Source organism: Pirellulaceae bacterium, assembly GCA_029243025.1.
Lineage (GTDB): Bacteria > Planctomycetota > Planctomycetia > Pirellulales > Pirellulaceae.
In genome coordinates, this window is sequence record JAQWSU010000006.1 from 506,114 (window position 1) to 526,396 (window position 20,283).

Annotated in this window: 15 protein-coding genes; 3 read left to right on the top strand and 12 right to left on the bottom strand. The window is 53.6% G+C overall.

The genetic code is table 11. From position 1 onward, the window contains the following. Positions 1-119: 119 nt before the first annotated feature. The 10 genes from P8N76_03915 to P8N76_03960 all read right to left on the bottom strand — a co-directional run bounded on the left by P8N76_03915 (position 120) and on the right by P8N76_03960 (position 14,504). On the bottom strand, positions 120-4,097 hold the full coding sequence (locus tag P8N76_03915; protein ID MDG2380797.1) for a secretin N-terminal domain-containing protein: 3,978 nt from the start codon (positions 4,095-4,097) through the stop codon (positions 120-122). A gap of 327 nt (positions 4,098-4,424) precedes the next feature. Then, positions 4,425-5,645 carry a putative Ig domain-containing protein gene (locus P8N76_03920; GenBank protein MDG2380798.1) on the bottom strand — a complete coding sequence of 407 codons (1,221 nt, stop codon included), beginning with the start codon at positions 5,643-5,645 and terminating at the stop codon, positions 4,425-4,427. Beyond that, a complete protein-coding gene (locus tag P8N76_03925) occupies positions 5,642-7,156 on the bottom strand; it encodes a hypothetical protein (protein MDG2380799.1) in 1,515 nt (504 codons plus the stop codon). The genes P8N76_03920 and P8N76_03925 overlap by 4 nt, the downstream gene beginning before the upstream one ends. Before the next feature lie 52 nt (positions 7,157-7,208). Then, positions 7,209-8,918, bottom strand: a complete 1,710-nt coding sequence (locus P8N76_03930; protein MDG2380800.1) for a type II secretion system protein GspK — start codon at positions 8,916-8,918, stop codon at positions 7,209-7,211. Next, a complete protein-coding gene (locus P8N76_03935) occupies positions 8,918-9,913 on the bottom strand; it encodes a prepilin-type N-terminal cleavage/methylation domain-containing protein (GenBank protein MDG2380801.1) in 996 nt (331 codons plus the stop codon). Before P8N76_03935 ends, P8N76_03930 begins: the two co-directional genes overlap by 1 nt. Further along, positions 9,910-10,377, bottom strand: coding sequence for a hypothetical protein (locus P8N76_03940; protein MDG2380802.1), 468 nt, complete (start codon positions 10,375-10,377; stop codon positions 9,910-9,912). Before P8N76_03940 ends, P8N76_03935 begins: the two co-directional genes overlap by 4 nt. Next, positions 10,374-11,117, bottom strand: a complete 744-nt coding sequence (locus P8N76_03945; protein MDG2380803.1) for a hypothetical protein — start codon at positions 11,115-11,117, stop codon at positions 10,374-10,376. Before P8N76_03945 ends, P8N76_03940 begins: the two co-directional genes overlap by 4 nt. A 9-nt stretch (positions 11,118-11,126) precedes the next feature. Continuing rightward, complete coding sequence (gene gspG / locus P8N76_03950; protein MDG2380804.1) at positions 11,127-11,546, bottom strand: type II secretion system major pseudopilin GspG; 420 nt, start codon at positions 11,544-11,546, stop codon at positions 11,127-11,129. A gap of 25 nt (positions 11,547-11,571) precedes the next feature. Then, on the bottom strand, positions 11,572-12,774 hold the full coding sequence (locus tag P8N76_03955) for a type II secretion system F family protein (protein ID MDG2380805.1): 1,203 nt from the start codon (positions 12,772-12,774) through the stop codon (positions 11,572-11,574). A 29-nt stretch (positions 12,775-12,803) separates the two neighbouring features. After that, positions 12,804-14,504 (bottom strand): ATPase, T2SS/T4P/T4SS family, encoded by a 1,701-nt coding sequence (locus tag P8N76_03960; protein MDG2380806.1) that lies wholly within the window; start codon positions 14,502-14,504, stop codon positions 12,804-12,806. 560 nt (positions 14,505-15,064) lie between these two features. Here P8N76_03960 and P8N76_03965 point away from each other — a divergent pair. Further along, a complete protein-coding gene (locus P8N76_03965; GenBank protein ID MDG2380807.1) occupies positions 15,065-16,042 on the top strand; it encodes a hypothetical protein in 978 nt (325 codons plus the stop codon). Between the two features lies 1 nt (position 16,043). Here the strand turns inward: P8N76_03965 and P8N76_03970 are convergent, their stop codons facing one another. Then, positions 16,044-16,949 (bottom strand): aminotransferase class IV, encoded by a 906-nt coding sequence (locus P8N76_03970; protein MDG2380808.1) that lies wholly within the window; start codon positions 16,947-16,949, stop codon positions 16,044-16,046. Between the two features lie 74 nt (positions 16,950-17,023). Beyond that, entirely contained in the window at positions 17,024-17,992 is a 969-nt protein-coding gene (locus P8N76_03975) for a hypothetical protein (GenBank protein ID MDG2380809.1), read from the bottom strand. Positions 17,993-18,273: 281 nt separating this feature from the next. Between P8N76_03975 and P8N76_03980 the strand changes: the two genes are divergently transcribed. Continuing rightward, complete coding sequence (locus tag P8N76_03980) at positions 18,274-18,678, top strand: hypothetical protein (protein MDG2380810.1); 405 nt, start codon at positions 18,274-18,276, stop codon at positions 18,676-18,678. Between the two features lie 189 nt (positions 18,679-18,867). Further along, the gene (locus P8N76_03985) at positions 18,868-20,283 is read left to right on the top strand and encodes a hypothetical protein (GenBank protein ID MDG2380811.1); all 1,416 of its coding nucleotides are present in this window, start codon (positions 18,868-18,870) and stop codon (positions 20,281-20,283) included.

The following is a 20,283-nucleotide window of genomic DNA, read 5'->3' on the forward strand; positions in this document are numbered from 1 at the left end:
TTTTGATTCCTTGTTACCCGGCGAATTGTCGCCGAAGGTCTGGCAGCCGACGAGTGTACATAAAGTTGCGAGTAGAGCGAGGCCGGTCCAAAACGGTCGATGGTTGTGTGCAGTGTTGATCATGGTTTACCTCGACCTGGGAGGGATAGCTTGGCACGGAGCTTATTCCACGTTGATGACTCTTCTTTTTTGGGTACCACATACTGCGCTGGGGAGACCGGCGGAATATCGCTGAGGGGCGGTTGAGTCAATGTGTTAATGGACGATTCCACGTTCGGTTGGACGCCAGAGGAGTCAAGCGGAGTTTCGGGTTTCTCAGGGAATTCGGTTGCCGGGTTCTTGTTTCGTCGCTTGAACCAGTGGTTGAAGCGTTGAGTGAGAACATGGGACTTCTCATCGGCGGTAGCCGAGGTTTCTCGTGTCGTGGGATCCTCGCCGGGACTCGGTGGTTCGGTCGGCAATTGCTCGCCGGGCATCGGAACTTCTTCAGGAGTCAACGGTTGATTGCCGCTTGGGTCAATGTTTGGATAAATAAGTTCGGTGAAGCCAATTTCCGATCGGTTGATTCCCCCACCTGACAGACCCGTGTCGCCATCCACTTCGATGACGTCGGCCAGACACCAACTCATCCGTTCTGATTCGACTTGGTTGAGAATCTCCAAATCTTCTTCTTTGCGGACAATGCGCGGTGTCATGATGATAAGCAGTTCGGTTCGTACTTCTTCTACGTTGTCGTATCGGAACAATTCACCCACTAACGGCACGTCGGCCAGGTAAGGTACACGTCGAGATACGGAGTTCTTTCCTTTCGTGATCAGCCCGCCGAGAATCACGGTCTGTCCACTGCGTGCACTCACGGTTGTTTGGAGGGTCGTAGTGTCGATCGGTTGCTGTGTCAGTGGTGTTCCATCCTCGGCGATCCCAACGGTGACTGTGTTATCGGATAACTTTGATTTTTCAGCATCGATCTCCATGACGACGAGACCGTCTGGACTGATTCGTGGCGTGACTCCCAGCACGAGTCCGACGTTTTCAAATTCGATCGGAGACAGGGATTGCCCCGAATTGAGTACCTGAATGCCCTCGACGTAGGGGACTCTTTGGCCGACAAGCACAAACGCGGGTTGGTTATTAAGAGTCATGACTTGTGGTCGACTCAATACATCCAGACGGCGAGACTCTCGCAGGGCTCGAATCAATAAGTTGACTGACTCGCTACTCGCTGAGAGGACCAAGCCACCGTAGCCCAGATCCGCGTTTGTCCGACTGAGGGCGAAACTACTCAATGCTTGCCCGGCAAATTTTGCCTTGTTGGCGAGCGCTGCTGCGGATGCGGCGTTTCCAAGGGGTTGATTGTTGAAATTGAAGCCAGGCTCTAGAATTCCCGGTTCCACGACCAGCTCATCTACCGGGTCAAACCGCACGCTTCGATCGAAAAGCAAAGAATCCTGCAAGCCAAGTTCGACGCCGAATTCTTCTTGATTACCCAGATCGACTTCTGCAATCAAAACTTGAATCATGACCATCGGTGGCCGTTCATCCAATTCCTCGACAATCTCAGAAATCTGTTCGAAATATCGTGGCGTAGAGCTGATAATCAGGCTGTTGCTGACCACCTCGGGGACGACGACAACTTCCCGTTCAATTTGCTCAAATGGGCTGATGGCGTCGGGATTAACGAGTTGGATGTCACGTTCGCTCCGGAGGAATTCATTAATGGCCGTCGCGACGTCGAGAGCAGGTGCGTTCATCAGTCGGTAGACTCGACTGCGACGTTGTGAAATGTCATCTTCATCCAGTCGCAGCAGGATGGCCTCAACCACGCCAAGGTCAGCCGATCCACCCGTCGCGATAATACTATTCGTGCGGAGATCAACAGAAAACCGAAGTGGAACCAAGCTTGACTCGCCAGCACCGGTTGCGGACTGTAAGGTCGGTCCGTCTTGCTGATCCGTTTCACCAAACAGTTCCTGCAGTGTCTCGGCCAGCGAAGGTGCGTCGCCATTAAGGATGGTGAAGACTTTGATTTGTGCTTCTGAAGTTGGCAGTTCATCGAGTTGTTGAACGAGCGCCGCGATTAAGGACATGCTTTCCGACGGTGCTGTTACGACCAATGAGTTAGCACGAATATCGGCAGCCACCCGAACGTTCGTCAGTAAGCCTGACTTGAGTACGCGATTGCCCTGTTCGTCGATGGTGAGCGTCAGCATCGACGAACGTGGCGCCGAGAATTGGCCCCGTTGGTTTTGCTGGTTTTGACCGAAGCCACCACCTTGTTGTCCGAGACCACCGCCTTGCCCTCCCAAGCCACCACCCGACCGATTGAGAGTGTCATCGCCCCGTAACGTCGCCTGCAAGACTGGTGCAAGTTCTTCGGCCAGGGCGTTATTCAGTTTGAAGACACGGACTTCGTCGACCGCTTTGCTGGCGTTGACATCGATCTCTTTGATTAATTGTCCTACCTCTTCCATGTCGCGAGGACTGGCGTAAACGATCAACGAGTTGGTGCGGAAGTCAGCTTGTACTTGAATCACTGGACCAAGACCGCCTCGTTCGCTGAAAAAAGTTTCAATCGTCAGTTGAGCATCGGTGGCTGATGAATTGGAAAGCTGAAAGATCTTGAATTGTGACGCCGGTGCGACGGGTTGGTCGAGTCGTTCGATCAAGTCCGCCGTTGCCTTGACCCCTTCTTCTCGTCCAATCAGCAGGATCGCATTCGGTTTCACGAGGGGTGTGATGCTGACCGAACCACGACGAGCGGCGAGAGCTTGGGTGTTTAGTTCTGTCACGAGTTCTGCCATTGACAGACTATTGACATGCTTGAGTGGAATCAGTTCGATCGATGGTTCGGTGTCGATGCTTAATCGCTCAATGTCATCGATGATCTTCATCACGCGTTCAACGTCCGGCTTTCGACCTCGAATGATGATCGAATCGAGTCCCTCTACGAATTCGATTTGAACCGGACCAATCATGGACCCATCAACACCTACCTCGCCACCGGGCAAGCGTATTTCGGTGTTCTCTCCGCGATCGGCCTGCTCGTCCGCTGTGGGTTCCTGCGGTTCCTGCTGATCTTGGGGAGCGTTTTGGGCGAGCAACTCGTCGGTGGCTACTTGTTCAGTTGGTAGGTCACCAGATTGCTGGCTACCTTGCGATTCAATGCCCACTAAATCACCGCCCCAACGTATCTTGGCCGAGACGGCATTTTCTCGGGCGCTTTGCAGCAACCCGACGGCACGGGTGATGGTCGCGGCCGAATCTTGATTCTTGATCGGGATGACTTGGGTGGTAGCGTCGCGACTTGCACTGCGTTGGTCAATCGTACGAATCGCGTGACTCCAGCTCCGGACCAGATCATCGTTCCCCTCAAGGCGATACTGCTGAGTGGTTGGATTGATTAACAGTTTTGTTTGGCCTCGCTTGGCCGGCAGTTGGAATTCCAACATGTCGTTGTTGGCTGCTGTCTCGGATGGCGACAACTTGTCCGCAGTGACTTGATCGAGGATTTCGACGAGCTGTTGCCAGGTGATGTGCTGTAAGGTAGCGTCCGCTTTTCCCAAGCCAAGATTGACCCAACTTAATGACGGAACCTTGTCCGTTACGGTTGACTTGGGCGTCGGGTCGGCCGTTTGCTTGTTGGGGGATCGTTCAGCAAGAAATTTGGTGATTTCGGCGTGCACCGAGGGCTGTGCGTAAACCAGGACCTGGTTGTTTCTTGTGTCCATGCCAATCCGCACTTGGTCTTGGTCTGCATATTTACGTCGTAACGACTTAATCGTTTCAGACAAATCGGTTCCCTGAAGCGGGTATGGTTTCAGGGTGATTTCGTCTTCGTTAGCTGTTGTACGCAAAGTACGCGTGTATTCTGCCGCGAGTTGATGGGATCTCGCCGGTCCATTGATTAGCAGACGTTTGGCACGGTTGTCGGGTACCACGTCGGCCTGAACACGAGCGCGTTGCAGTCGTTCTTGCAATTGGATCGCGGCCTGTGCGGGCGGGGTATTGTGAGTCGGGTAAGCCCGAAATGAATCGGTGAGAGTTTCCTGGCCGCTGGCCGTAGTCATGGAACAGATGACGAGCAGTAGAAGAGTCACCCGCATGGATCGTGGCATGGAGCAAACGAACTGGAAAACAGTTGGCAACACCCGGCTCGGAGAACCCAATGGTGTGTACGACATTTATTCCTCTCAATCGCAGATAAGACGAGGGCCCTGGAGCCAGTTTGAAATAACATGGCCGATTACCGGAGTAACCGATCTTTCTGGGACCACGGGCTCAATGATCCTACAATCGTGACAATCGACAGAGGCAACGCCGTTTCTGGAGGGAAATCTTCGACTCGTGTAAGAAAAAGTGATTAAGGTGGCCAACAGATGCTGCTACTGATAGCACCAACCGGCAGCTCGATCACTTTGGAAGAGTCAGCTGCTGGCGGCTTGGCCAGTTGGATCGGTCAATCGACCTTCCGTGAGGCTTTGACCAACACGTACCTTCAAGTCGCCGTCATCGGTGCGGATGCTCACTTCTTTATTGCCGATGGACTCTACCGTGCCTTGCACGGTGCCGACACGGATGCGGTCGCCCTTGGACAAACGTAATAACTTGCCTGTGGTGCGAACTTTCAGCCAGATTTCGCGTTTTGCTCCATCGGAAATCGTACCGATCAAAAAGGCAAACTCTGCCTCGTCGAAGCGAGGTTTTTCAGGCTCCTCATCCTCGGGTTCGGTTTCGGGTGGCGGATCGGCAACGGTCAACAGGAATTCGGTGGAGTCGCTCAAAGCAGGAGTCCCATCGTCGGTCACTTTGACGCGCAGGGTGAAGTCGCCGTTTTCTTCGGGCCGCCACCGAATGGTTCCCGACTCGGAGTCGATCTCCATTCCTTCCGGGAAATCGCCTTCTAACTCGTAGGTCAAATGATCACGTTCATCTTCATCGTCCGCTTCGACTCTCAAGGAAAAACGATCGCCACGATAAGTATTCGCGTCTCGGATTCTATCTAGGCTGGGTGGCAAATTCGCCGGTGCGAAAGCATTGCGATCAAGGATCGCCGTTTGGTAGTCAGCGATTGTTAATTCTCCCATTCGGTTCGAAGCCAAGTCGCCGACGATCTCACGTTTGTTTCCCGGGAGAATGATCGCTTCGATAGTCACCGCCATATCAAGTTGGCGTGAATCAGAATTTGAAATAGGTTTTAGTGAAAAACTCTGAATGCGATGCAGATCGTCGGAGGAGTAGAAGCCGTGCAGAAACTGCACAGTTTGATCAAGAGAAGCTCGGCCGTCGACTTGAAAGCTTAGGCGAGAAAAGTAACTGCCGCGGATCATCCGGTCGGTGACTCGTACGGAAGGATTTTGCAGGCCCACTTTGTCAACGACGAGGTCCAACAGCCAGCGTTGGTAAAGTGATCGCGCTTTCTCTTGATCTGCAGGCAGTGATTGCTGTTGCAGTTTTGCAAGATTACGTACTGCATTCGCCCCGGTGCGGATGATGACGTTCTTGCGATTGATCTCATTTTGCACGGTGGCAAGATTCGCCTTGCGCTTGGCGATGGCTCCGGTCAAGCTGGTCAGCGTATAGACGCCAACTGTGCCGACCGCCAGCAGTGCGATCGCACCAATGAGTAATCGTTCACGTGATGTCATGGTTGCTGTGCTCGGTTGTTGTTGGTCTGCTGTGGGGTGGTGGTCGGACGTTGATTGGTCGTTGGATTTTTTTTCGATTTCGTCGGACTTGTCTCGACGGTGATGGTTTCCTTGAATCGCCAGGGGTATTTATCGTCTTGTTCTTCAAAAAGCCCTCCTTCACCGCGTACTCGATGCCGCTCGTCCCGGAGGTTGCGTTCGACGGCGGAGATCGTTTGCTGATTGTCGACGATTCCTTCCAGGACAATTAAGCCGTTTCCAGAGGGTGAGATGTTAGCGCGAAATTCGCGCACTTTGGCTTGATCGGGTGGCGGTAGTTCCGTCGATATGTCTCGCATTTCATCAAGCCAATTGACGTCGCCTCGCATCCATTGCTGGACGCTTTTGTACTCGCTGATGCGTGCTTCAGCCGTTTCAACATTTTTCCGCAGTCCTTGGGAAGTCCGTTGCAGTTCGAGGATTTGTTGATCCAGGCTGGAAAGGTACCACCAGCAGGCGGCGGTAAGCAGCAGTAGTACCGATCCCACGCCAGCGATTGAGGCGATCGCCATGGGGCGTTTCGACTTTGGCTCTTCTACTTTTCGTGGGTTGAGGAAATCAAGGACGGCCGCACCAGGATCGTTTTGGTTCACGAGCAGTCCGAGGGCCGCAGTGAATAAGCTCGGGTCCTCGATCGTCAGACTCGGTGATTTGCGATTGATTGTCGGGTCTTCAAATGGATCAATCGACGTGACGGTGATTTCCAATCGTTCTTCGAGTTGTTCGCGCGCGGCTTCATGATCCGGACCCGCACCAAAGACAATCACTTGTTCCACTCGGTCACCGCCCATTTGGTTTTGGGCTGCTACGATCGTGCGGCGAATTTCTCCGGCTAGCAAATTCACTCGACTTGGACCGGTAGGACGTTGAACCGTTCGAATGAACGTCGCCACCTTGTCTTTGAGAACGGTGAGTTCCAAACCGGTACCGAATTCATCGACCATCAACTGGATTCGTTCTTGCTTGATCGACGTTTGGTGATTCACCAGTGAACCCGCGGCGCACGGTCGCAAGATAATCGATTTGGCTTTAAGCTCAGCCTTTTCGGTAATGGCGCTAAATCGAGCGACTCGATCCTTCGGCACCGTCGCAGCGAGGACGGTCATTTCGCCCGGTGCATCGCTAACGCGCAGATAGTCGATCGGCCAGTCCTCTGAGATCTCGGAGAAATCTTGCAGGGCCTGAAAGCGGACAATTTCGGGGAGTTCTTCTTCGGGGACGGTGGGAAGCGAAAGGAGTCTCAATTCTACGTCCGCGCGACGGATCGTGATCAAGGCCTCTGCTGCGCGGTACCGATGGTCGGCGACGGACTGTCGGATTGTTTCGGCCAACGCCGCTAAGTTATCCGGACCCTTATCAGTGTCGATGGCAAGGGTCAGTGCATCTTCAATCGTGATCGATTCACCTTGCAGATTTGCAAAGACGGCTCGGATCTGCTGGTCGTCCCAGTCGAGGGCAACATAACGTGGCATAGTGGTTCAATCGTTGGATGTTGAAATAGTTGCTAAAATGGGATCTACATCGTCATTCTGAATTCGTCAAATCTACGCCCAAAAGTTCTACCGGATAACCTCGGCCTAAATGGCTGATATCTCTCCAGAATAATATGCGGGGGGCGGCAGAGGTAGCATCAAAAATTACTTCACTCCGTGATGCGATCTCGCCTTCGTCAAAATATCCGACGATTTGGGCCCGGTAGACATCGCCTCCGGCGGTCACATAGGGCATCATTTCCCTCATTTCGTCGAGTGTGATGATTGAGCGGGATAGCAGCCAGGTTTCATGTTGAAAATCTGGATCAAATTCGCTGTTATCGATATCTCGTTCAGCGATGATGTCGTTGGCGATTGGTGCGGTGACACCGGGAATGGTCGTGAGCACGACAAACGGAGCGAGATTGATATTCACCCGACCGGGAATAATCGTGTCGGGGACCACGGTGCAATAGTCCATCAGTTTTGGCAAATAGCTGGAATAGGCAAACGGTTGATCCGGGAAGGGTGATTCCAGGATCACCGGCTCTTCGTCCCCGTCGAGTTCAGCGCGAACTTGCACTCCAATCAAATCTAAGACTTGCGTGATTGGGACGCGACCGGATTTTGAGAAGTCGAGCGGTTGGTTGCCAGCCGGTTCGGTTTCGACCTCCTCTTCTCCCCGACTCGGGGTTTTGTAGGGGCCGAACTGGCGGTAGGCGATGATGAAGGTTGCCCATGGTTCGCCGAGCACGGCCGTCAATTCCTCAAACAATAAAGCCAGGTCATCGCCGTTCAAGTCGATACGTGGCATCCCATCACTCGAGACGTTTTTCTCCATGCTGTAAAGCGTCAAATAGGAGGACCATCCGCGATCTAACTCGCCGCTTCCATCGTCGTCGATGATCAACAATTGTTGTTCCTGGAGGTCGATCAGGCCGTTACGATTTTGGTCACGGCCGAAAAGAAGATCAGGAGTGACGCCGCGAACTAGCAACAGTTCTTCCAACGTTTCCAACGGACCATTTTTGGGTGCGTAGGGTTGAGGGAGGCTGGAGTAATAATCGATTTCGGCGCCGTATTCACGGCTGTCATCGTCCTCGTCAATCCAATCAAGAATTGCGTCAGCGATGTCGACTGTCATGCCGGGCAGTTGCATCAACAGGCCCCGTCCGGACGTGTCAACCTCCTCTTCCTCTTCGCCCGATTCAGAATTATTTCCATCATCGTTGCTCTCCCCACCCCCACTGGAATCCCCACTGGGACCGCTTCCACCGCCAGGAGCGCCACCTGCCTCAGCGGCTTCGTCCAGACCGCCGGATAAAGCGCCTCCGAGATCCTCACCGAGAAAATCGGGAACTTCCAGATCCAAGGCATTCAGATTGAGGCGACTCGATTCATCCTCGAGTCCGAATCGCATGCCACCCCAATATCCATCGGTGGAGAGTTCGGGAGCGAGCACGGCAAACCGTACTCGTCCCTTCGCCTCTGAGTTATCGACGACCAACTGGGCTTGGAACATTTCTGGGTTGTAGTAGGTTCCGCCCAGGTCCTCGCGAGTTAGTACGTCTTGCTCAAGAAAATAACGGGCATGTGCGACGCCCGAATCGACCGCTGCGCGAGATTGCAGCTGTTTTCCATGCAGAATAGCACTCTCGTTTTCAGCCAACATGAGGCTTGAAAACGTGTAGGCTGAGAGCGAAAGCATGGCGACCACGACTAGGACCATGATCAATGCTAAGCCTTGGCGACGGTTACTCATTACAGACCCCCCATGGCAGCGTCTGACTCCATGTCTTCTGTTTCCCCGGCCGCGAACTCGGCTAATTCCTCGGGGTCTGAACTGGGAAGATGAACGACGAGTCGGTAGACGTCCTCGGTAGTCAGTTGAGCCATGGTCGACTGCATTTCAACCCGTGTTTTGAATTGACGTTTGTCTGCTGGCAGAATGACCAACGTAATTTCAACAGCGACAGGTATACCGCCTCGTTGCTCAGAATCCCATTCGGTCGACCACTCGAGTCCATCGAAGTAAGCAAATTGAATCGCGGTGATTTCGGGCGCGAATACATCCATGTTTTGATCGATCAGTGCTCCCAATCCGTTTTCGCTGGCCCAGCGGCTTTCGGCACGATCGATAATCCGGCGCGCCAGCCCGGTGGAAGGTGCTGCTTCGTCTGTCGCCACCCCAAAGTTTTGCCCCAGATTGCTCCCCGCAAACTGTTGTGGATCACTGACGGTGAAGTAAGAAATCGTTTTGACATCACCCAATGTGATGATTTCGGATGGGTCGCCGAATTCCGTCAAAAGACTGTACTCTTCCGGTCGCGGAATACGGCTCACGTCGATTTGCAATTGCGATTCATTTCCAAAGAGGCCGGGGACAGATGCGGCGATACTGCTGGACGAGAGATCACTGTCGGCGGTCGAATCCAACTCTTCGTCAGCCTCCATTTCATCAATGGTTTCTTCTCCAGCGAGGAGTGCTTCGGCCCCTTCAAAGGTGTCGCTGAGTTGTTCGACGGTTGAGAAATCCGCCGGCCGATAGACAACCGTACCGCGTAGATCATCCGCGATCTGTTTGAGTACGGCTCTCGCGATCTGCGCTTCCTCAATTTGAGTGCGACGAACCGTGAGTTGTCTCAAATGATAGTCGATAGCTGACGCAATCATCGTGGCAATGATCGCGGTTAAGGCGACCGCGAGGACGACTTCGAGTAAAGTGAAACCTGGCTTGTGTCGAGGGAGGCTCATCATAGACCACCTCCAGCTTGGGATTCGCTGTTGCTGGACAAGAAGCTGTTACTCGAGCTGTCTTCTTCGAGTTCTTCGTCGGTTGGCAGAGGAAGGCTCGGATCACGCATCCATCGAGAAAGCTGGAAGCGAGCCGCGTTGGTGCGTTCTATTTGCCTTTCGGTGACAACGATGACCTGGATGATGCCGTCTTGCAGGGTCGTTCCCGTGGTGATGGAAACTAGCCAGCCTGGCTCTGTATCGACCGCCATTTGACTGATCGATGTGGCGGGAATCGTACCGATGGCGATTTCGGCCATGATCGATTCGGCCAGAATCTGGGCGCGCGTGAGATCACGTGCTTCGGCAGCCGAACGCAATCCTAAGCCAATCAGCTGCGATAAGGCGACCATTGCACCGGCTAGGATTGCCATCGCGAGGACAACTTCAACCAATGACAGGCCGATTGATTTTCGCTTGGAGATCAAGGCGATGTCCTCCGTTCCGAAAAATCGCCCACGGTTTGCACTGTACCCACTCGCGAAATGCCAGTCAGGGCGCGTAGCGAAATGGTGAGGGACTTTTGGCGATCGTCTGCCAGTGCAAGTGTTGCGCCGGAGGTGGTGCCATCGGGAAAGAAAAAAATTGGCATGCCCCAGCGGATCTCTCCGCTGACTTGCTGCGCATCGGCCGTTGCGGAGTAATCTTGCACCACGGGTGCGGCTTCGAAGGACGTCATCTCATAACTTGTACGAGTGTCCATTCGCACGTCCGCTCCCATGAAGAAAATGCCCTCGGGTAGCTTTTTGTAATTCGAAGACGTGCCGAAGGGAGAATCGTTCGGGGAGTAAGGGCCACTAGTGTCGCTGGTCTCGGTGGACGAATCTGCCAAGAGATTCTCTAACGAGGTTTGCAATGTAGTGACGTATTGATCGGAGTACAACGCGTGTTGAAAGACATGCACTTTTCCACTTTTGATCGCTTGGTTGCGAGCTTTTGCCCACTCCGTTTGGATTGTCTCGCCGGCCTTGCGAAGGCGCTGGACATCGAATGAGCCACGCATCACCGGCAAGGCGACCGCCAAAACGGCCACCATGATTGCGATCACCAACAGCACTTCTAGGAGTGTAAAGGCCTTCACCTGACCGCGACCGAATACACCTTTGGCGATCGCGGCAGGTGTGTCAGCGCGCTGTCTTGCATTATCGAAGGTGAAGGTTGAAATCATCAGGATCTGCTAGATTTGGTTGCTGATGTCATCTTCCGTGCCGTCGACTCCGTCGGGTCCGAATGACCAAATGCGATAGAGTTCCGTATTTTCGAGTTGGTATTGGTAGGGATTGTTCCATGGATCGAGGGGGACTTCACGGTCAAGATAAGGTCCTGTCCAGTTCGTCTGATCGCCAGTTGGGTTTCGGAGGGACTGCAGCCCCTCACTCGTGCTGGGGTACTGCATAATGTTCAGTTCGTACAACTTGATCGCATTCTCAAAGATGCCGATTTGCGATCGAGCTGCATCGACGCGGGCTTTCTTTTGAGCACCACGGATAAAGATGCCGGCCATCGAGCCGAGAATCACAAGAATCACGAGCACCAACAAGACTTCCATCAGGGTAAAGCCTTGGCGACGAGGACGACGACGATGGGAACGAAACATCAGTTTTACTCCATTTTGTTTTGAGCTAAATGGTTGACGACATTTTGAAGATCGGCAACAGCAGGGCGATAACAACGAGCAGTACGATACCGGCTAGGATTAGCAGCATGACGGGCTCGAGTAAACGGACAGCCAAGTCCAAACGACGCGATGTTTGTTTTTCGAGGCTGTCGGAAATATCGATTAAAACAGTGTCGAGCGTGTTTGATTCTTCGGCGACGGCGATCATTTCGACAACGGTGGTGGGAAAGTGTCCTGATGCCGACAAGGGCGTGGCCAACGTATCACCCGCAGAAATGTTTTCGGCCGCATTTTCTACGGCTTCGGATAGCACGCGATTTCCAGCCGCATCTCGACTGATGTCGAGTGATTTGAGAATGGGAACGCCGTTCATCAACAGCGTGCCCAAAACACGGCAAAATCGAGCAACAGCAAGACTCAGGAAAATATTACCGAGAACAGGGAGACGGATTTTCCAGGAATCGGCCCAGCGACGCCCAGCGGGCGTTGCCAAGCGGCTGCGGACGAAAATAACCAGAATTCCGATGCCCAACAGGATCAAGAAGCCCCATCGCTGCATCGTGTCGCTGGTCCACATCAGCCATTCCGTTAGCACGGGGAGTTGCCCCTCTTCCCGCAGTTGTTCAAAGATCTGGCCAAAGTTGGGAACGAAAAAAATCAGCAGGCCGAACACCACGACCGTTCCGACAACGCCTAAGAACATGGGGTAGGCCAAGGCGCCCATTGTTCGACTCTTCAGATCTTCCTGTTGTTCGGTGAATTCGGCGATACGAGCCAGCGAGTCTTCGAGAAAACCACCTTCGCTGCCCGCCCGAACCATGCTCACCGCCAACTCTCCAAAGACGGTCTCGTGCTGTTTCATCGCCTCTGACAGATTGGCTCCGTCTTCGACTCGATCACGCACGTCGTCGAGAACTTCCTGGAGCGTTTGATTAGAGGACTGCTTTTTGATCACTTCCAGTGATCGCAGTAGGGGTACGCCACTTCGTAGGAGTGCAGATAACTGGGCGTAAAGGTTTGCCAGTTGTTGCCCTTTGACACGTCGTCGAATTGTCCAGGCTTGTCGCGTTTGACCCGCTTTGATTTGCAAGGGAAAGAGGGATCGACCCGAGAGCACGGACACCGCTTCACGTTCGGACCCCGCCGAAATCGTGCCACTGACACGTTTTCCTTGTACATCTCGGGCGACGTAGGCAAAGTCTGGCATAGTTCTAACACCGAATGGATGGATGACAACTAGACGCGGTCGCTCTTGCTGACACGGATGACTTCATCAATGGACGTTGCTCCTGACAAAACTTTGCGCCATCCATCGTGACGCAATGTGATCATGCCATCCTCGACGGCCTGCTTACGCACATCCCATGAGCTGCGGCGTTCGTGGGCAAGTTCTCGCACGGCTTCGGAGGTGACCAGTAACTCATAAATACCGGCCCGACCGCGGTAGCCAACCTGCCGGCACTCCCGGCAGCCTACGGCACGCATGATCTTGCCGCCCTCGGATTTCATTTGTTCCCAGGGAAAGTCGCTGGGAACCTCATCTCGATTCGGGATGTATGATTCGGTGCAGGCGGGACACAACATTCTGACCAGTCGCTGGGCCATGATCGCTTCGACCGTACTCGAGACCAGAAACGGCTCAACTCCCATATCCACCAAACGCGTGTAGGAACCTGCCGCATCATTTGTATGCAGCGTGCTGAATACAAGGTGACCCGTCAGAGAAGCCTGAATCGCATTCTCGGCCGTTTCCAGGTCGCGAATTTCACCAATCAAGACAACATCTGGATCGTGACGCAAAATGGCTCGCAACGACTGAGCAAACGTCAGCCCGATTTGCGGATGTACCTGAATCTGGTTGATGCCCGCCAATTGATACTCGACCGGATCCTCCGTTGTAATGATCTTGGTTGTCGGACTGCGGATCTCTTGGAGTGCACTGTAGAGCGTCGTCGTTTTTCCAGAACCCGTGGGACCGGTCACCAGGACGATTCCGTGGGGCATTCGGATCAGCTCGCTGAACGTTTTGTAAATTTCAACGCTCATTCCGAGTTTCTGCAACTCGAAGGCCATCGCGCTCTTGTCCAGGATACGAAGCACGATGCCTTCGCCGTGGATCATCGGAATCACCGAAACGCGGACGTCAATTTCTCGCCCGGATACCTTGAGCTTGATGCGGCCATCCTGTGGCAGACGTTTCTCGGCGATGTTGAGACGAGCCATAATCTTGAGCCGGCTGATAATCGCTGCCTGAAATCGATTGATCTCAGCTGGCACAGGTTGTGGATGGAGGAGCCCATCAATGCGATAGCGAATGATCAAACCGGCCGCTTGCGACTCAATGTGCACGTCGCTGGAACGCGATTCGATCGCCTCAAGTAAAATTTCATTGACCAGCCGAACCACCGATGCTTCCTGAGCCATCTCCGATAGCTCAGAACCGTCTGTCTCAATCTCATCGAGTAATTCGACTTGATCGTCGTCAACCGTTTGCTTGATCAGCCCGTCGATTGTCTCGCTACCGACGCCCAAGTGGGTCTTGATCAGCTTCGCAAGGTCTTGCCGAGCGGCGAGTACGGGTACGATGGGTAACCCCGTGGCCGCGCCCACTTCGTCAAGCGGGTAAAGATCGAACGGATCGCTCGTCGCAACAATTAAGCTGCCGTTTTCCCGACGGACGGGAAAGAGTGAATCGCGGTAGATCAGCCGCTGCGGGAACTGAGTTAGCAGACTCAGATCAATCTCCTCTTCATTGATGTCAATGAAGTCGATGCCCACTTCCGATCCAAGCGCCCGTAACGCCTGCTCTTCCGTCACAAATCCCATTTCAACTGCCGTATCGACCACACTCGAACCATTGTTCTGCGCATCTCGAGACAAGTTCAGTTGTTGGTCACTCAATAAACCACGTCTTAACAGGATTTCGCCAGCTTCCATCGAATCTTATTTCCGTCTCTCTGTTTTTTCCGAAGTCCACCGCCAAAAATCACTTACGTGAATCATGACCGTGTTTCTACGTCCTTTTTTGCCCGCCCTACAAGCTGACAAGGTAGGAATGGTTCCTTGTATTTCGCGCACTGGAGTGCGTTTCCATTTTTGAAAGGTTCGCTTTGCTGTTCGCCCGCAAGGGCAAACGTTCCGTCTTCAAAACGTGGACCGTGCCAAAGTTCGAAAACTATCGAATCGGGCCGCAAAGCTGAGGGCGAGCGTCATCGTTGGTGGGGGCGCAGGTTTCTCTGGTTTTAAACCCTTGCAAAAAGGGTTTAGTTTCGTCCAACCTTGCGAAATTCACGAAATGGCGGAACGTTTTACTTTGTCTTTGTTTAATTCGTTAATTATTCTTGGCAACTTGCGTTGGCCAACTTAATTCCGCTGGGGTTGGCTGGCAAACGGGATACAATAAAGGCTTTGCCGCGTCCCCCACCCCCCACCTTAGTCGAATGAACCAGAAATCCCAACTCCGAAGATTAGGGCACCTTTCTTGGCGTTTCGCCTTCTTGACGTGGCTGCTGTGCACGGGCCCAACGGCAGTCGCCCAGCGACCTCAGGCTGAAATCGCACTTGACCTGGCTCGACGGATGGATGCGAATCGCGATGGAATACTGCAAGAATCGGAGATTCCCCCCCAGTCACGTCGGGGTGTGTTGCAACTAGCCCGGGATGCGGGTTTGCAGCCCGACGAGCCGATTCCGATCGACCGACTACGAAAATACTTGAAGAAAGGTAAACTGCCAAAGTCGCCTCAGGGGAAATCGGACCCGGCCAACAAGGTGAAGCAGCTTCCTGAAGCGGATTCGGAAGCCGGTCGTTTTGGTAGGGGCGGAAATGCGGGAAAGACGCAAGGCTTTGGTGTCCAATCGAATCGTCGTGCGGAGAAATCTGCAGCCCGCCCAGCGTTAAAGGATCGACCAGCAACCAAAAATCCCGATCAGGCCGATTCTGAAAAAACCGAGTCGGACGAACGTGACGAGAGGGCAAAGAACAGAATTCGCAAATATGCCAGGATTCGTCTCAAGCGGTACGACAAGAATCAAAATGGAGTGTTAGAGCGAGACGAGTGGTCCAAGATGAGCGGCGATCCGAAAAAGCTGGACGCGAACGGCGATGGTATTCTGACCACCGAAGAAGTCGTGGTGGATTTGACGAATTACGGGAAGAAAACGCCGTCGCGCTCCAAGAAACCGAAGGTCTCTAAAACGCCAAAGAGTAGCCGGTTCGTAAAGCGAAAAACAGAGGGTCGCGAAACCTATCGTTTCAAGACACCGTCCGAGCGGATTAGCGGTTCGATGCCGCGTCGCTTGCAGGATTGGTTTTTGCGGGCGGACGAAGATGGTGATGGCCAGGTTGCCATGGAAGAATTCGCATCGTTTTGGTCGGCCTCCAAGGCAGCAGAATTTATCGAGCTCGATCTCAACAACGACGGAGTCATAACGCCGTCGGAATACGTGGCCGCAAAAGAGACGAATTCCAAGTAGTTCAGTGACGCCGATCGGTTCTCGCCTGAGTGACAAAGTCGCAATCGACTTCCGTCACCCAATCCTGGCACAACGATTGGAAGAGTCGTCCGGGCATCGCTTGGCGAAACCCGTGACCATCAACTTGATTTACAGGCAACAGACAGTAAGGCGTGCTGGTCAGTAAGACCTCATCCGCTTGCTGAAAGTCGCTGAGCGGAATGTTCCGATAATGAAAGGGTATTCCTCGTCGTTTTGCCAGGGTTTCCAGGAACTCCAGGCTGACGCCGGGAAGGATTCGTGACTTGGGTGGTGATACGAACCCTTCGTGAGGGAGATGCAGAACGATGTTGGCGATGGGTGTTTCGGAGACACATTCGTTTTCATCCAGCAGCAGCGCATCAGCCGACGCGTCCATGTTTCGAGCCTGGCGACCCGCTAGGAAATAATGCATCCGGCTGCGACATTTGATCTCATTCGACCAGCTCTTGGGCGAAATCTGTTGGATATCTACCACAACGAGTCGTTGTCCCTGCTCGTACTTAGGCGCCCAGAATTGAAACGGCAGTTCATAGGTGTGAACCGCGATGGTGGGAATTGGGACGGAGTCCGGAGCGTAAGTAGGGTAAACTCCCGGTGTGACGAACACCGTGATCCCAAGGTCACTGTTGCTATGAAGTTCGGTGTGGTTCTGTTCTGCCACGTGTCCGATTACCTCTTCCAACTGGTCTCGCGAGACTTGGTCAGTGAGGCCGACGGCTTCGATACCGATTGCCATTCGGTCGAGGTGACGATTGACCTGAAAAGGTCGCCCGGCGAAGGTTCGCAATTGTTCGGCGATGGTGACGCCCAGTATGAATCCGCTATCGAAAGGAGTCAGCTTCAATTCGCTCGGATTGATATACGCACCATTGAGATAAGCGATCATGCTGTTGAGGATAACCTGTTCGGCCAGATCACAACACAGGGCCAAAGAAATTGATGACTGCGCATCCCAGCAGATCAGTCCACCGCATTCCAAAGTGCAAAGTGCCGAACCTGGTTCATCAATGCTCCGGAATCGATGTGTCGATCGAATCGATGAGTCCAGCCGACCCAATCGGTGATGTCGTGTTGAGTCACGCGGTGGGCGCCCGAACCGAGGCTTTGACGGCCAATGCCAACGTACCCGAGTGCTTTCGGTTTGGAATGCTTGGAAGTGATATAAAAATGTTTAAGAGCCGGATCTCGCCGATTAATTGTCGAGTAAATATGGTCAACGTTTGCAGTTGCGAGTCCGAGCTTACCTCCGGAGCGGAGCCAACTATGATGAAAAGCACCCGCCAGCAGGATGGCGCGGGGGCGTATGGCCGGCAGTTGTTCGGTGTCTAACGAGTTGCCGCAGAATTGACCGCCGGCCAGGATGTGGAGTGAACCAGCGACGATTCGTGCACCAAAGCTGTAGCCGATCAGGCTAACGGTTGAATTGTCGGGTAACTGAGAAATAAGGCTGGCCAGTTGAAATGATTCACGATCCGCGCGGGCTGCTTTGATACGCGCGTCGCGAATTCGTCCCCGTACTTGGCTGCTGTCCCATGACCAAATCACGAATCGCATCCCCTCGGAATTGCCGCCCAGCAATCGATACAGCTTCAACCCTCGTCGTCGGGCTTCTGCATTTGAAATCCGATTGCCGTGTACGTAAACGCAGGTGATTTGATCTGGATTGGCTGTTCCATAGAAGTAGTCAGGCGTGGTTAATATCCAGCTTGCCTGTTGTCGACGATAGAACGCCGGTTCGGCTGCCGCTCCACACAAATTCTGAGGGCAGGGTAGATCACGGGAATTTACCAGCCAAATGTCACATTCGGTGGCAAGTTGATGGTTGACCTGACCTCGCAGAATCTCTTCAGCCGAGTCCGCAGAAGCCAGCCGGCAGGCTGCGACGGTTAGCACGAGCCAAGTGATAGGAGGGGAGATGAATTTGTTCACGGTAGCAGTTGACGAAAGTCTCTTGTCATTGGGCGAATCGAGAGATCGCCTCCTGCGTTACCGATGCCTTCCTAGCAGGTCCGTGAACATGTGTCCTCGCCGAACCAGATGATATCATCGGCATGGCGTTGCTTTTTCATGAGGCGTTTGTGCAACGAAATGTCAACCCGCTTGTTGAAAAAAAACTACGGTTTCATTTGCACCTCGTAAGTCTTGGGGTAGAGTTTCGTGGCTGAATGGTTTGTCGCGATTGATTGCTTGCCTTGCGGAGGACGATTGTCATGAAGAGGCTCGTGTTACTTATGATTTTGCTGGTCACTGCGGGAAGCGTGATCGGATGCCAGTCACGTGGCTTTGGTAGGCGTGGCGCAAAATGCGGAGCACAACCGTCTGCTCCCTCTTACATTCCGGGTTTTAATTCCCAACAACAGGCGCCGGGTTGCCAAGGGTGCAACGCGGGCGCTCAGTCTGGCGCGGTTATGGTGCCTGGTAGTGCTGTGATCACAGAAGGTGCCCAAACGGGTGTAATTGGTGCAGAACAGTTCGCAACGGGTCCGATCACTGATGATGTCGGAAACGTGGTTGTCGACCGCCAAGTCGTACCGGGGACGGTGACAATGTCCAACAGTGGTACCACGTTTACGACGGTACCCGGTCCAGAATCAGCGCCGTTGCCTCGTAGCTGATACAGCGACTGTTCCGGTAATATGGTGGCTCTCCACCGTTCTCGCGCGACGTCCTGACGCGCAGATCGGTGGAGAGCTTTTTTTTTGCCATCTCATTTGCCGCGCTCGCCGTCTAACGTAGGCTTTTAGACCAGAAAACTTCTAGGACGAGGTCTCGTGGCGATCGTTCCGCATCCAGCATAGGGTTTCATGCGAGGTCAGTTAGGCAGGCAAGTATCCGTATATTTCATCTTGGCCTTCGTGATGATGCTAGGTGTGTCAGGCGGTTGGCAGTCGCTGGATGCATTTGAGCAGCAAGAAGCCGTCAAGCGTGCTGCGCGACGCTATCGCATGCAAGTGTTTGCGACTTTCCGTGCGGATCGACTCGAATATGATCGTCGCGTACGTATCGGTAATCGGATCTTGCAACAGTGGGAGTTGTGGGGGGAACCGAAGGATCAAGCCGACCTGCTGGTTGATTGGTTTACCCAAGCATCTCAGGCAACAAAGTCTGGCGCAGGCACCCCCTTGCCTCGCTATCCGCTGGCGACCGTCGAGGATCGCAGCCCTTCGGTGGAGGCTGATGCTGTGAAAACGCCCGCCAACGAGCCCGCGAAAAGACCGGTTGAAGAGCCCGCCAACGAGCCCGCGAAAAGACCGGTTGAAGAGCCCGCCAACGAGCCCGCGAAAAGACCGGTTGAAGAGCCCGCCAACAAGCCCGCGAAAAGACCGGTTGAAGAGCACAACATACGACGTGTTCCCAGAACGACTCAATCTCCCCGGCGGAGAAGTCGGAAGCTGGAGGATTTTTCGACTCCAGCAAATTCCTTGCCTCCCGCAAAAGTCGATACAGCATGGACCATTGAACGGCAGCCGCAGTGGGTCGAGGATCCTCAACAAACGCCCGTATTGTCTGCAGTGGAAGCCACCACTCCTGACGACGGGAGCCGTCTTACCGAAAAACCAAATCAACCTTTGCCGCAGACGAGTCTGACGGATGCCACGGGCGATCTCTTGAAGCGGCGCGAGGATCCGTTGCAGGAATCATCGACGGTGGGCCGGCTGTCGAAGCAAACGGCAGGAAAATTTTCCATTCCGGGACCATCACCTCTGCCTCAACACCGAGCGGACTCACCCGTTGATGTACCGGAATCGCTGTTTGACGCGTTATCTGCTGCACCAACCGATCCTTTTTCCTACGCTGATCACCGCCCTACTCCGTCAACGAAAATTGTCGTGGCATCCTCAGTGAACGAAAGTCCAGTGGATCTCTCTGTGCTTGCTGCAAGAATTCGGGCGTCGAATCTGCGTTTGTCTGAAATCGAAAGTGAACTGGCAATAAGCGGACTTTGGGACGTAGAACGTTTACGACCGTTGGTCGATCAGTTCGAAAGCATGCTCGTCGCCCGTCGACTGTCACAACTTTATTACCAGGCGCTCGATGAGATCGATCGCCAACGTGTGGCCCCATTTGCTTCCATTGACGCCACCATGGTCATGTTAACACAGCGACTCTTCGAAGCCCGTGCCGTCGCCACGGAGGACCCCGTCTTTTTTCCCGCGGATTCTCGGGAGTTTTTGGAACTCCAGAAACTGACGCGAACCGTAGAATCCTGGAAGAACTAG